The sequence below is a fragment of the Pseudomonas lactucae genome (genome assembly GCF_036688725.1).
Lineage (GTDB): Bacteria > Pseudomonadota > Gammaproteobacteria > Pseudomonadales > Pseudomonadaceae > Aquipseudomonas > Aquipseudomonas lactucae.
Genome location: NZ_JAQQPT010000021.1, coordinates 63,471 through 75,971 on the forward strand (window position 1 = coordinate 63,471; position 12,501 = coordinate 75,971).

Genomic DNA, 12,501 nt, shown 5'->3' on the forward strand with positions numbered 1-12,501 from the left:
TTAAACCCCCAGGGACTTTTTGTAGCGGCTTTCGACCACGCGGTTCCAGCTCAGCATGATCAACAGATTGACCAACAGCAGCACTACCGCGATGGTCGCGCCCATGGGCCAGTTGAGTTCCGAGAGGTACTGGTCGTAGACCACGGTGGCGACCATTTTCAGGCGCCGACCGCCCAGCAGGCCGGGGATCGCAAACGAGCTGGCGGCCAGGCCGAACACGATCAACGTGCCGGACAGTACCCCCGGCATCACCTGGGGCAACACGATCTTGCGCATCACCGTGGCCTGGCTCGCGCCCAGCGACAAGGCGGCTTGTTCGGCCGACGGGTCGAGCTTTTGCAGCGAGGTCCACACCGGGATGATCATGAACGGCAGCATCACGTGCACCAGCGCGATGATCACCGCGAACGGCGTGTACAGCAGTTTTACCGGACGCCCGCCGAGCAGTTGGATCAGTTGGTTGACCAGCCCGTCCGCGCCCAGCAGCAGGCTCCAGCCAAACGCGCGCACCACCACCGAAATCAGCAACGGGGTGAGGATCAGAATCAGGAAAATCGAGCGCCACGGGGTGCCCATGCGACTGAGGATGTAAGCCTCCGGCACCCCGATCACCACGCAGAGCAAGGTCACCAGCGCGCTGATCCAGAAGGTGCGCCAGAAGATTTCGTAGAAGTAGGCGTCGCTGAACAACGACAGGTAATGGGCCAGGGTCCATTCATCGGCCTTCACGCCCACCTGGTAGTCGAACACGTTGAACGACAGCACCAGCGTCAGGCCCAGCGGCAGCATCAGTAGCCCGGCGAACAGTACCAGCGCCGGCAGTGACAGCAGATAACCCCGGCTCATGCCGGCACCTCGTCCGCGGCCAACACCCGCAGCAACTGCGCCTGCCACTCCAGGCCGACCGCCGCGCCGTTGGCCAGCGGCGCGTTGCCGTCGTTACCGCGCACTACGGTGATTTCGCCAAGGTCAGTGTGGATGCGGTACAGCCATTGGCTGCCGAAGAAGTAGCGGTCGAGCACCCTGCCTTGCAGGCGACCCGAACCTGCGTCGACCAAGGTGATTTTTTCCGGGCGCAGGCTCAGGGTCAGCTCGCCGTCACCGTTTGCGTGACGCACCTGCGGGATGCCGTGTTGATCGTAATCGCCGGGCAGCAGGTTGGCCTTGCCGACGAAGTCCGAGATGAACCGTGTGCGCGGGTGTTCGTACAGCGTGTAGGGCGCGTCGATCTGGGTCACACGCCCGGCCTGCATCACCACCACGCGGTCGCTGATCGACAGCGCTTCGGCCTGGTCGTGGGTGACCATCAAGGTAGTGATGCCCACGGCGCACTGGATGCGGCGGATTTCGAACTGCATCTCTTCACGCAGGTTGGCGTCGAGGTTGGACAGCGGTTCATCGAGCAGCAACACCGGCGGCTCGATCACCAGTGCGCGGGCCAGGGCCACGCGCTGGCGTTGGCCGCCGGACAGCTCGCGCGGGTAACGGTCGGCATGTGGGGCCAGGCGCACCAGTTCCAGCACGGTCTTGACCTTGCTGGCGATATCGGCGGCCGACACCTTGCGCATTTTCAGGCCAAAGGCGACGTTGTCGCGCACCGTCATGTGCGGGAACAGCGCGTAGCTCTGGAACACCACGCCCAGGCCGCGGCTGGCGGGCTTGGCGTGGGTGATGTCGCGCCCGTCGAGCAGGATCTGCCCGCCGCTCACGTCGACGAAGCCGGCGATCATTTGCAGGGTGGTGGTCTTGCCGCAGCCCGAGGGGCCGAGCAGGGAGACGAACTCGCCTTTTTCCACGGCAAGGTCGGTGGCGACCACTGCATCGACGGCGCCGTAGCGTTTGCTCAAGGCGTTGAGTTGGAGAAATGCCATGCCTGCGTTCCACCTTTTTGAGTCGCGTCGAGACGCGCTTTTTTGTTTTGGGCAGATGCGAAAAGGTCTTGCCGGTGCGTTGGCGCTCGATCTCAAGTCGGCTGCCGGTTGTTGTTCATTTCGCCCCTGTGGACGCAGATTAGGACGAAGACTAGGATGCGCGGAAGATCAAATTTCATTGAATGGACTGCTAATTTCAGTTTTATTCATTCACTAGAATCCATGCAGGAATAAAGCGTTATGAATTCCACTGAGCGGAATGAAGTCGGTTCGGGTGGGGTGTCACGTCTGTTTGCTTTGTTGCGGGCTCTGGGTGATATCCCCGAGGGCGGTGAGCGCGTGACCCAGCTCGCCCAACAGGTCGGCCTGTCCCAACCCACCACCCACCGCCTGCTGCGCAGCCTGATGGACGAAGGCATGGTGGAGCAGGACGCACGCAGCAAGCGCTATCGCCTGAGCCTTGAGTTCTTCGCCCTGGCGGCTAATGCGGGCAAGACCGGCAACCTGCGTGATGTGGTACGCCCGAGCCTGTTGCGTCTGAGTGCTTCGCTGGGCGACTCGCTGTTTTTGCTGGCGCGCAGCGGGTTTGACGCGATCTGCCTGGATCGCAGCGAAGGGCCATACCCCATCCGCACGTTCACCGGCGATATCGGTGGGCGGGTGGCGCTCGGGGTGGGGCAGGGCAGCCTGGCGATCCTGGCATTCCTGCCGGAAGAGGAGCGTGAAACCGTGATTCGCTACAACCTGCCTCGGCTCAAGGATTTTCACCTGTATGACGAAGTGCTGCTGCGCTCGGAAGTGGAAAACGTGCGGCGCCTGGGCTATGCCGCGCGCAATACCGGCGTGCTTGAAGGCATGGCCGGCCTGGCGGTGCCTATTCTCAATCGGGATGGGCACGCGGTGGCGGCGTTGAGTGTGGCAACCATCAGCGATCGGCTGGGGCCGGGTCGGCTGCCGATGGTGGTGGAGTTGCTCAAGCGTGAAGCGGCGGCGATCGGGCCACGGATCAATCCGTTTGATCCGACGTTGCGCCGGCCTTCGCAGACCTTTGGCGGGTAGTATTCCTACGTATTTGGTGGGTGACTTCATCCACCGGCATGGTTCTTTTACACGGTACTGGACGCGGCCTTCGTACGAATAACTGTATATCTACCTGCTTTTTTTGGAACCGCCCATAGAGACGTCACCACAGAAGTAGCGTTGACCCGGTGGGGGTTTTTTACCGGGTTGATAGTTGAGTATTTCTATTATCTAAGGTGATGCTATGGCCGGACCATTTATGAGACTTACGCCCCCGTTCGACATGAACGTTGATGCTTTCTGCAATTACCCAGGCCGTGGCGCCGGCCAGCCCGCATATAACGGTAGCGGGCTGCCTGCCTCTCAAGTGGCGCAAGAGTTTGTCTCCAGCTTCAGTTACTTCCAGACGCCGGGTTCTTCTTTTGTCGCGCGTGATTCACTTGAACATGCGGCCGATCGTCCAATGACGGGCGATCCTTACCATGATCGAATGACAATGCTGGCTCGGGAGATAACCCGTAATCCTCAAATGAGTTCGATGTTGGACGGCATCAGCCAGGGTGGCCAACAAGACGGGCTTATCAGCCAAGGCGATGCAGACCACACACTCGCGTATCTGCAAGCCCAGGAGATGCCCTTCAGCGGCCCCTCTCAGAGGCAACAGTCTTGGGCAGACCACAACGGGGACAACGGTGGCATGCGGCATCCCTTGATGAATCCACCGTTTGCGCAAAACGCTGCCCAGCCGTCAGCGTTTACCGAACGAGCAGCCTTGCAGAACTCTTCGGCTGATTATTCCCAGTATGGCCAGGGTTCGATGTCTGCGCTTGGGCCCTATGCCAAGGACAGTAATGAGGATTTCGCCAATAAAGTACTGACTCGCTTTGGCGCCCTGGAAGACCCCAATACACCAGGCTTCATCACTGACAACTCACTCGGTTCGATCGCGAGCGGCTATCATTTGGACGGCCGACCGGCCACGCAAGATGAAATGGATCTCTCCCGGGAGATGCAGAACCGTGGCGGGCTATTCAAACAGCTCGACCAAGGTAAAACAGGCACCCTGGATGGACGTTTTTCCCGGGAGGATCTGGGTGATGCGTCGAACACGTTCCGGACCATGAGTGATCACGATCTTCTGCAAAATCTTAAGGAGAACTTCGGTCAAATAAGCCAGGGTACTTACAATGGCTATGTCAACTTTGACGAAGTGAGAAAGGCAGCAGGAGTCATGGCAAGTGATGCCACTTATAGTCCGCAGGTGCGTGAACTTGCCCAGGAGCTGCTCAAGCGCCAGCCTCTGCTGAATGAGTTGGACATCGGTACTAACGGCTACGGCGGTAAAGGTATTAAAGATCAGCGGTTCGATATCGACAATATCGATTTCCTGATGGAAAAGAGGCGATAACCAACCGTTTTTTCTCGACTTGTCTGCGACGGGTACAACTTGAACCCCCTGTTGGATTGAGTCGTCGCCGTTTCAGGCAAGCGCGCCTTTATGAAAAGCGAGTTGACCCACAGGTCGCTCGCGCCGTTAACCCGCCCGCCCCCTCGCAGCGGCCACTGCTGGATAAAGCGCAGCTAAATCGGATCCAATTACGGTATAACCCTCGGACGCTTTTGTTTTTCGAGGCCCCGTATTTCATGCAAAGCCCTTTGCAACGTCCGCTGTGGCAGGTCTACCTGATCTTTCTCGCACCGATGGTGCTGTCCAATTTCCTGCAGAGCTTTTCCGGCACCCTCAACGGCATCTACGTCGGGCAGATGCTCGGCACCCAGGCGCTGGCGGCGGTGTCGGGGATGTTTCCCATCGTATTTTTCTTTATCGCCCTGGTGATCGGGCTGGGGGCGGGCGCCTCGGTGCTGATCGGCCAGGCGTGGGGCGCCCAGGAAACAGGTTTGGTCAAGAAGATCACCGGTGCGACCCTGACCCTCGGCGCACTGGTGGGTTTGCTGGCGGCGGTGCTGGGCAGCGTGTTCGCGAGACCCGCGTTGCAGGCCCTGGGTACGCCGCTCGATGTGCTCGACGATGCGGTGGGGTATGCGCAGATGATGATGCTGATCATGCCGCTGCTGTTGGTCTTTATCCTGTACACCCAGTTATTGCGCGGGGTCAGCGATACGATTTCGCCGTTGTTGGCGCTGATGGTCTCGACCCTGGTCGGTCTGTTGCTGACGCCGGCGCTGATTCGCGGTTGGCTCGGCCTGCCGACCCTGGGTATTCAAAGCGCGGTGTACGCGGGCTTGGTGGGGAACGCCGCGGCGATGCTGTTCCTGGTACTGCGCCTGCGCCATAAACATCACGTCATGGCGCCGGATCGCGAGCTGCTTGCCGCCTTGCGCCTGGACCGCATCATTCTTGGCAAAGTGCTGCGCATCGGCTTGCCCACGGGCTTGCAGATGGTGGTGTTGTCACTCTCGGAACTGGTCATCCTGGCGCTGGTCAACGGCCACGGCTCCCAAGCCACGGCGGCCTATGGCGCGGTGACGCAGATCGTCAACTACGTGCAGTTCCCGGCTCTGTCGATTGCGATCACCGCCTCGATCCTGGGTGCCCAGGCGATTGGTGCGGGGCGCCTTGAGCGCATTGGGCCGATCCTGCGCACCGGGCTCGTGATCAACACCTGCCTCACCGGTGGCCTGATCGTGCTGGGGTACACGCTGTCGCACTGGCTGCTCGGCCTGTTCATCACCGACGACGCGGCGCGGGTCAACGCCGAGCACCTGTTGCACATCATGCTCTGGAGCATTCTGGTGTTTGGTTTCCAGGCGGTGATTGGCGGCATCATGCGCGCCAGCGGCGTGGTGTTGATGCCGGTGGCGATCTCGATCTTCTGCGTGCTGGGCGTCGAACTGCCGATGGCCTACCTGTTCAACGCGCACTTGGGCCTGGAAGGGGTGTGGATGGCGTTTCCGGTAACCTACCTGGCCATGCTGGTCTTGCAGACCGCTTATTATCGGTTGGTATGGCGGCATAAGCAGATCAAGCGGTTGCTGTGATACAAGGTTGCGCAATTTAAGGACAAAAGGCGTTCAAATCATGGCAAACCCTTACGCCGAGTTGTTCCAGGCGCCCGGCGCGCGTGCCTTTGTGCTGGCCGGCATGCTTGCGCGCATGCCGGTGTCCATGACCGGTATCGGCCTGATCACCATGCTCTCCCAAGTGCATGGCGGCTATGGCCTGGCGGGCGCGGTGGCGGCGGTGTTTGCCCTGGCCACGGCGTTTTGTGCGCCGCAGGTGTCGCGCCTGGTGGACCGTTACAGCCAGGGCAAGGTGTTGCCCGTAGCGGCGCTGATCGGCGGTGGCGCATTGTTGCTGTTGTTGCTGTGCACCCGCCTGCAGGCGCCGAACTGGACATTATTCCTGTGCGCCGCCCTGGCCGGCTGCATGCCCAATATGTCAGCCATGGTGCGGGCGCGTTGGACGCAGTTGTACCGCGGCCAGCCCAGGCTGCAAACCGCATTTGCCCTGGAGTCGGTGCTCGATGAGGTGTGCTTCATCATCGGCCCGCCGATTTCAGTGGGGCTGAGTGTGGTGCTGTTCCCCGAAGCCGGGCCTCTGGTGGCGGCGCTGTTGCTGGCGGTGGGCGTGACCGCCTTCGTGATGCAGCGAGCGACCGAGCCGCCGGTGCATGTGCATCAGGATGAGCACGCGGGCTGGCTGATCGCCTCGCCTTCGGTGCTGATCCTGATGATCCTGCTGCTGGCCATGGGCATGATCGTCGGCGTGGTGGATGTGGTCAGCGTTGCGTTTGCCCAGCATCAAGGCCAACCGGCGGCGGCGAGCATTGTGCTGTCGGTGTACGCCATCGGCTCATGCCTGGCAGGCCTGGCTTTCGGCACCCTTAAGCTCAAGGCGTCGCTGCCTCGGCAGTTCCTGTTCTGTGGCGTGGCCACGGCGTTGACCACCTTGCCGCTGCTGCTGGTCACCCACATTCCGGGCCTGGCGGTGGCGATCTTCGTCTCCGGGCTGTTCTTCGCCCCGACCCTGATTGTGTCGATGGCCTTGGTGGAGCGGATCGTGCCGCCGAGCCGCCTGACCGAAGGCATGACCTGGCTGATCACCGGCCTCAGCATCGGCGTGGCCATCGGGGCCGCCAGCTCCGGCTGGATGATCGACCATTCCGGCGCCGCCAGCGGGTTCTGGGTAGCGTTGGTTGCGGGGGCGGTGGTGCTGGGGGCGGCGGTGTCGGGTTATCGGCGGTTGGGATAATCAGCCAGCGGCTGGGTGTGCATCCGCGCAGTGATGCTGCAAAAACTCATTCAACGCCTGGCGAGTGAGGTCGTTGAGCGTCACTTTCTTTCGGCTCGCCGCCAGGGCCGCGGCCAGGTGCAGGTCATGGCCGGTTTGTGAGTCGTTCCTGAGTTTGATGTAACCCCTGATGACACCTCGCTCCATGCGTCTAAAGCGTCAGCGCACAGGCGCGGGTGCAGGTGGCCAGGGCTTGCTGCACGTCCGCCAGCAGGTCGGCGGCGTCTTCGAGCCCGACCGATAAGCGCACCAGCCCTTCGCTGATGCCGTGATGCATGCGCTCTTCGGGGGTGTAGGTGGAATGGGTCATGCTCGCCGGGTGCTGCGCCAGCGATTCGGCATCGCCCAGGCTGACGGCACGGGTGAACAATTTGAGCGCGTTCATGAAACGTCGTCCGCTGGCGATCCCGCCTTTGAGCTCGAAGGCGATCATGCCGCCGGCCTGGCTCATCTGCCGCGCCGCCAAATCGTATTGGGCGAAAGAGCGCAGGCCGGGGTAAGTCACCCAGGCTACGGCTGGATGCGCCTGCAAGGCTTCGGCCACCCGCTGGGCGTTGCTGCAATGGCGGTCCATGCGCAGGGCCAGGGTCTTGAGGCCGCGCATCAGCAGCGCGGCGTCCTGGGGCGACATCACCGCGCCGGTCAGGTCCTTGAGGCCCTGCAAGCGAATACGCTGGGCCAGGGCCTGGTTGCTCACGGCGATACCGGCAGTGATATCGCCATGGCCGCTGAGGTACTTGGTGGCCGAATGCACCACTACATCGGCGCCCAGCTCCAGGGGGCGCTGCAGGTAGGGGGTGCAGTAAGTGTTGTCGACCACCACGGTCACCTTCGGTTGCTGATGGGCGATGGCGGCGATGGCGGCGATGTCCACCAGTTGCAGGGTGGGGTTGGCCGGGGTTTCGCAATAGATCATGCGGGTGGCGGGGGAGAGCGCGGCTTGCAGCGCGGCCAGGTCGGTGAGGTCGACATGCCGCACCTTGATGCCGAACTCGCCGATGCCGTGGTGCAGCAAGGCGAACGTGCACCCGTAGAGCGTCTGGCTGACGATCACTTCATCGCCGGGGCGCAGCAGCGTCCAGAACGTCGCCGCAATCGCACCCATGCCGGAACTGAATGCCACCGCGGCTTCGCCGTTTTCCAGCGCCGCCATGCGCGATTCGAGCAGCGCCAGGGTCGGATTGGAAATGCGCGTATAGAAGTGGCCACTGGCTTCACCGGCAAAACAGGCCGCGCCATATTCGACGGTGGGAAAGGCAAACGTCGCCGACAGGTAAATTGGCGGCACGAGTGCGCCGTGGTGATCCTTGGGGTCGTAACCGTGGTGGATGGCGCGAGTGGAAAAGCCGAATGCATGGTGTTTATTGTTCATGTCGGACGCTCCTTATTTCCTACAATGCTATGCTCATAACCGCAGATGAACATTGCAAACTTTGCCGACAATTCCGGTATATCGGGATGAAAATGCGCAAACAATCACGAATAGAGGCAAATCATGCCCGTCACTCTGGACCGTACCGACAAAGCCTTATTAAACGCCCTGCAAGGCAATGCCCGTCTAACCGTGGCCGAACTGGCCGACCGCGTCGCCCTGACCACCTCGCCGTGCTGGCGACGGGTGCGCCATCTGGAGGAGAGTGGGGTGATCAGCGGGTACCAGGCGATCCTCTCGCCCAAGGCGCTGGGGTACGGGGTGACGGCGTTTGTCAGCATCATGATGGAGAGCCACACCCAGGAAATCGCCCGGGCGTTCGAGCAGCGGCTGTTGGAAATTCCCGAGATTGTGGCGTGTCATAACGTGTCGGGACGGTATGATTTCCTGTTGGAAGTGGTGGCCAGGGATCTGGAATCGTTTGGAGAATTTGCGCGTGAGGTGCTGCAGACACTGCCTTGCGTCAAGGAGATCTATTCGAGTTTTTCCTATAAGTCGGTGAGGCCGTTGCGAGTGATTCCGCTGCCGGAGTAGCCGTGGTTTTTAGCACGTACATCCCGTTAGCTGAAGGGATATGCAGGCTGAACCCCAAACAGCACGTACATCCAATTTTCCCCACCCCCATCCCCCGCAAACTCCCCTCATCGCTGAAACATCAAGGCAGAGGGGCACCCCATGGACCCAGCAGCAAAAACAGGGCCCGACGAAGTCGTCACCCTGGTCGTCAAACACCTGATAAAACAGGGCCAGGAAACCCATTATGAAGCCTGGTTGCGCCGCATCGTGCGCATCGCCGGCGAGCGCCCGGGCCACCTCGGTGTCGATGTGGTACGCAGCAAACAGAGCAACCTGACGTTGTTCACCTGTGTATTGCGCTACCGCTCCACCGATGACCTGCAAACCTGGCTCGACTCCGCCGAACGCAAAACCCTGATCGCCGAAGCCACGCCCATGCTGGCAGACGGCGACAAGACCGAAATCGGCGCGGCCAATGAGTTCTGGTTCTCGCCCCTGGCCGACAGCGCCGCCAAGCCGCCCCGTTGGAAGCAGGCGGTGGTCAGCCTGTGTGTGATTTTGCCGCAAACCCTGCTGCTGCCCTTTATCTGGGGACCGATCCTGCGGTTGCACCCGTTTCTGTCCAACTACGTGGTCTCCACCTTTCTGGTCACCCTGACCATCGTCCTGCTGGTGGTCTACCTGCTGATGCCGGCCGCCACCCGCCTGTTCGCTCCCTGGCTCGAAGCCTCTGTAAAGGAAACCCTATGAACGCCGATCTGATTCTGTTCAATGGCCAATTCCACACCGTGGACCGTGAAAACCCGCGCGCGACGGCCGTCGCCATCCACCAGGGCCGCTTCGTTGCCGTCGGCACCGACGGTGAAGCCATGGCCCTGAAGGGCAGCGGTACTCAGGTGATCGACCTCAAAGGCCGCACCGTCATCCCGGGCCTCAATGACTCGCACCTGCACCTCATCCGGGGCGGCTTGAACTATAACCTCGAACTGCGCTGGGAGGGCGTGCCGTCCCTGGCCGACGCCCTGCGCATGCTCAAGGACCAGGCCGATCGCACTCCCACGCCGCAATGGGTCCGCGTGGTCGGCGGCTGGAACGAATTCCAGTTCGCCGAAAAGCGCATGCCCACCCTGGAGGAACTCAACCAGGCGGCGCCGGACACGCCGGTGTTCGTGTTGCACCTGTATGACCGCGCCTTGCTCAACCGCGCCGCGCTGCGCGTGGCCGGCTACACCAAGGACACGCCGAACCCGCCGGGCGGCGAGATCGTGCGCGACAGCAACGGCAACCCCACCGGCATGCTGGTGGCGCGGCCCAACGCGATGATTCTGTATTCGACCCTGGCCAAGGGCCCGAAACTGCCCTTGGAATACCAGGTCAACTCGACCCGTCAGTTCATGCGTGAACTCAATCGCCTGGGCCTCACCAGCGCCATCGACGCCGGCGGCGGTTTCCAGAACTACCCCGATGACTACGCGGTGATCGAGCAACTGGCCAAGGATGAACAGCTGACGGTGCGCATCGCCTACAACCTGTTCACCCAGAAACCCAAGGAAGAACTCAGCGACTTCAAGAACTGGACCGGCAGCGTCACCCTGCATCAGGGCGACGACTACCTGCGTCACAACGGCGCCGGCGAGATGCTGGTGTTCTCGGCGGCGGACTTCGAAGACTTCCTCGAACCGCGTCCGGACCTGCCGTTGACCATGGAACAGGAACTGGAGCCGGTGGTACGCCATCTGGTCGAGCAGCGCTGGCCGTTCCGGCTGCATGCGACGTACGACGAATCCATCTCGCGCATGCTCGATGTGTTCGAGAAGGTCAACCGCGACATCCCGTTCAATGGCCTGCCGTGGTTCTTCGACCACGCCGAAACCATTACCCCGAAAAACATCGAGCGCGTGCGTGCCCTGGGCGGTGGTATTGCGATCCAGGACCGCATGGCGTTCCAGGGCGAATACTTCGTCGAGCGCTATGGCGCCAAGGCCGCCGAAGCCACGCCACCGATCAAGCGCATGCTCGCCGAAGGCGTTCCGGTAGGCGCAGGCACCGACGCCACGCGGGTGTCGAGCTACAACCCGTGGACTTCGCTGTACTGGATGGTCAGCGGCCGCACCGTCGGCGGCCTGGAACTGCACGCCGAAGGCCTGCCGCGCCTCACCGCGCTGGAATTGTTCACTCACGGCAGCGCCTGGTTCTCGTCCGAGCAGGGCAAGAAAGGCCAGATCAAGGTCGGCCAATTGGCGGACGTGGCCGCGCTGTCGGCGGATTTTTTCAGCGTCGATGAAGAAGCCATCAAGTGGATTGAATCGGTACTGACCGTGGTCGGCGGCAAAGTCGTATACGGCGCCGGCGACTTCGAAGATTACGCACCGTCGCGCGTGCCGGTGCTGCCGGACTGGTCGCCGGTGGTCAAGGTGCCGGGGCACTGGCGCCCGAGTTCGCCCTTGCAGGCTCAAGTACACCAATGCAGTGGCCCCTGCGGCGTGCATTCCCACAGCCATGAAAAAGCGCGCCTTTCCAGCGTGCCGGTCAGCGACTTCCAGGGTTTCTGGGGTGCGTTTGGCTGCTCATGCTTTGCGTTCTGACGATTAAAACCCACGAAGGAGTTAACCCATGACTTACAAGCGCTTGAACAAAGATGACGCCGTTGTCCTGTTGGTCGATCACCAGACCGGCCTGATCTCCCTGGTACAGGATTTCTCCCCCAACGAATTCAAGAACAACGTGTTGGCCCTGGCCGACGTGGCCAAGTTCTTCAAGTTGCCGACCATCCTCACCACCAGCTTCGAAAGCGGCCCCAACGGCCCGTTGGTACCCGAGTTGAAAGAACTGTTCCCGGACGCGCCGTACATCGCCCGTCCTGGCCAGATCAACGCTTGGGACAACGAAGATTTCGTCAAGGCGGTAAAAGCCACCGGCCGCAAGCAGATCATCATCGCCGGCGTGGTGACCGATGTATGCGTAGCGTTCCCGACCCTGTGCGCCCTCGACGAAGGCTTCGAGGTGTTCGTGGTCACCGACGCTTCCGGTACCTTCAACGAAACCGTGCAACAAGCGGCCTGGGCGCGCATGACCGCTGCCGGCGCGCAACTGGTCAACTGGTTCGCCGTGGCCTGCGAGCTGCAAGTTGACTGGCGCAACGACATGGAAGGCCTGGCCAACCTGCTGTCGCCGCGCATCCCCAACTACCGCAACCTGATGAACAGCTACTCGGCGTTGACTGCCAAGTAAGCTGCTCTCAAGCCTGCAGATAATCAATGTGGGAGGGGGCTTGCTCCCGATAGCGGTGTATCAGTCGCCACGGTTTTGACTGACACACCGCTATCGGGAGCAAGCCCCACTCCCACATTTGATTTGTGGTGTTGCGACTATCCAGTTATAAGTCCAATAAATGTCCACCGAGAAGCGAC

General features: G+C 61.4%; 11 protein-coding genes and 1 pseudogene. 8 read left to right on the forward strand and 4 right to left on the reverse strand.

Going from position 1 to position 12,501, the window contains the following annotated elements:
• Both V6M90_RS22910 and V6M90_RS22915 read right to left on the reverse strand, forming a co-directional pair.
• Entirely contained in the window at window positions 1-846 is an 846-nt protein-coding gene (locus tag V6M90_RS22910; RefSeq protein WP_003173443.1) for an ABC transporter permease, read from the reverse strand.
• Window positions 843-1,871, reverse strand: coding sequence for an ABC transporter ATP-binding protein (locus V6M90_RS22915; RefSeq protein WP_003173444.1), 1,029 nt, complete (start codon window positions 1,869-1,871; stop codon window positions 843-845). Before V6M90_RS22915 ends, V6M90_RS22910 begins: the two co-directional genes overlap by 4 nt.
• Before the next feature lie 240 nt (window positions 1,872-2,111).
• On the opposite strand from V6M90_RS22915, the gene V6M90_RS22920 reads away from it, so the two are divergent.
• The 4 genes from V6M90_RS22920 to V6M90_RS22935 all read left to right on the forward strand — a co-directional run bounded on the left by V6M90_RS22920 (window position 2,112) and on the right by V6M90_RS22935 (window position 7,104).
• Window positions 2,112-2,930: an IclR family transcriptional regulator gene (locus V6M90_RS22920; RefSeq protein ID WP_003173445.1), complete on the forward strand. Its 819-nt coding sequence runs from the start codon at window positions 2,112-2,114 to the stop codon at window positions 2,928-2,930.
• A 205-nt stretch (window positions 2,931-3,135) separates the two neighbouring features.
• Window positions 3,136-4,299: a hypothetical protein gene (locus V6M90_RS22925; protein WP_332847175.1), complete on the forward strand. Its 1,164-nt coding sequence runs from the start codon at window positions 3,136-3,138 to the stop codon at window positions 4,297-4,299.
• A 236-nt stretch (window positions 4,300-4,535) separates the two neighbouring features.
• Window positions 4,536-5,891, forward strand: coding sequence for an MATE family efflux transporter (locus V6M90_RS22930; RefSeq protein ID WP_003173447.1), 1,356 nt, complete (start codon window positions 4,536-4,538; stop codon window positions 5,889-5,891).
• A gap of 40 nt (window positions 5,892-5,931) precedes the next feature.
• The gene (locus V6M90_RS22935) at window positions 5,932-7,104 is read left to right on the forward strand and encodes an MFS transporter (protein WP_332847176.1); all 1,173 of its coding nucleotides are present in this window, start codon (window positions 5,932-5,934) and stop codon (window positions 7,102-7,104) included.
• Here V6M90_RS22935 and V6M90_RS22940 read toward each other — a convergent pair.
• Window positions 7,105-7,242 (reverse strand): annotated as a pseudogene (locus V6M90_RS22940) (toxin-antitoxin system HicB family antitoxin); the annotation flags it as partial.
• Window positions 7,243-7,294: 52 nt separating this feature from the next.
• Entirely contained in the window at window positions 7,295-8,515 is a 1,221-nt protein-coding gene (locus V6M90_RS22945; protein ID WP_332847177.1) for a methionine gamma-lyase, read from the reverse strand.
• Window positions 8,516-8,638: 123 nt separating this feature from the next.
• Here V6M90_RS22945 and V6M90_RS22950 point away from each other — a divergent pair, with 123 nt between their 5' ends.
• The 4 genes from V6M90_RS22950 to ycaC all read left to right on the forward strand — a co-directional run bounded on the left by V6M90_RS22950 (window position 8,639) and on the right by ycaC (window position 12,322).
• A complete protein-coding gene (locus V6M90_RS22950; protein WP_003173452.1) occupies window positions 8,639-9,109 on the forward strand; it encodes an Lrp/AsnC family transcriptional regulator in 471 nt (156 codons plus the stop codon).
• Window positions 9,110-9,250: 141 nt separating this feature from the next.
• Window positions 9,251-9,841 carry an antibiotic biosynthesis monooxygenase gene (locus V6M90_RS22955; RefSeq protein WP_003173453.1) on the forward strand — a complete coding sequence of 197 codons (591 nt, stop codon included), beginning with the start codon at window positions 9,251-9,253 and terminating at the stop codon, window positions 9,839-9,841.
• Complete coding sequence (locus tag V6M90_RS22960) at window positions 9,838-11,676, forward strand: amidohydrolase (RefSeq protein WP_003173454.1); 1,839 nt, start codon at window positions 9,838-9,840, stop codon at window positions 11,674-11,676. The genes V6M90_RS22955 and V6M90_RS22960 overlap by 4 nt, the downstream gene beginning before the upstream one ends.
• Before the next feature lie 28 nt (window positions 11,677-11,704).
• Window positions 11,705-12,322 carry an isochorismate family cysteine hydrolase YcaC gene (ycaC, locus tag V6M90_RS22965; protein WP_141064494.1) on the forward strand — a complete coding sequence of 206 codons (618 nt, stop codon included), beginning with the start codon at window positions 11,705-11,707 and terminating at the stop codon, window positions 12,320-12,322.
• Window positions 12,323-12,501 lie beyond the last annotated feature (179 nt).

What these genes read in the sequence shown, in the direction of transcription:
- V6M90_RS22910 (WP_003173443.1), bottom strand. Translation starts at nt 846, where the DNA reads ATGAGCCGGGGTTATCTGCTGTCACTGCCGGCGCTGGTACTGTTCGCC.
- V6M90_RS22915 (WP_003173444.1), bottom strand. Translation starts at nt 1,871, where the DNA reads ATGGCATTTCTCCAACTCAACGCCTTGAGCAAACGCTACGGCGCCGTC.
- V6M90_RS22920 (WP_003173445.1), top strand. Translation starts at nt 2,112, where the DNA reads ATGAATTCCACTGAGCGGAATGAAGTCGGTTCGGGTGGGGTGTCACGT.
- V6M90_RS22925 (WP_332847175.1), top strand. Translation starts at nt 3,136, where the DNA reads ATGGCCGGACCATTTATGAGACTTACGCCCCCGTTCGACATGAACGTT.
- V6M90_RS22930 (WP_003173447.1), top strand. Translation starts at nt 4,536, where the DNA reads ATGCAAAGCCCTTTGCAACGTCCGCTGTGGCAGGTCTACCTGATCTTT.
- V6M90_RS22935 (WP_332847176.1), top strand. Translation starts at nt 5,932, where the DNA reads ATGGCAAACCCTTACGCCGAGTTGTTCCAGGCGCCCGGCGCGCGTGCC.
- V6M90_RS22945 (WP_332847177.1), bottom strand. Translation starts at nt 8,515, where the DNA reads ATGAACAATAAACACCATGCATTCGGCTTTTCCACTCGCGCCATCCAC.
- V6M90_RS22950 (WP_003173452.1), top strand. Translation starts at nt 8,639, where the DNA reads ATGCCCGTCACTCTGGACCGTACCGACAAAGCCTTATTAAACGCCCTG.
- V6M90_RS22955 (WP_003173453.1), top strand. Translation starts at nt 9,251, where the DNA reads ATGGACCCAGCAGCAAAAACAGGGCCCGACGAAGTCGTCACCCTGGTC.
- V6M90_RS22960 (WP_003173454.1), top strand. Translation starts at nt 9,838, where the DNA reads ATGAACGCCGATCTGATTCTGTTCAATGGCCAATTCCACACCGTGGAC.
- ycaC (WP_141064494.1), top strand. Translation starts at nt 11,705, where the DNA reads ATGACTTACAAGCGCTTGAACAAAGATGACGCCGTTGTCCTGTTGGTC.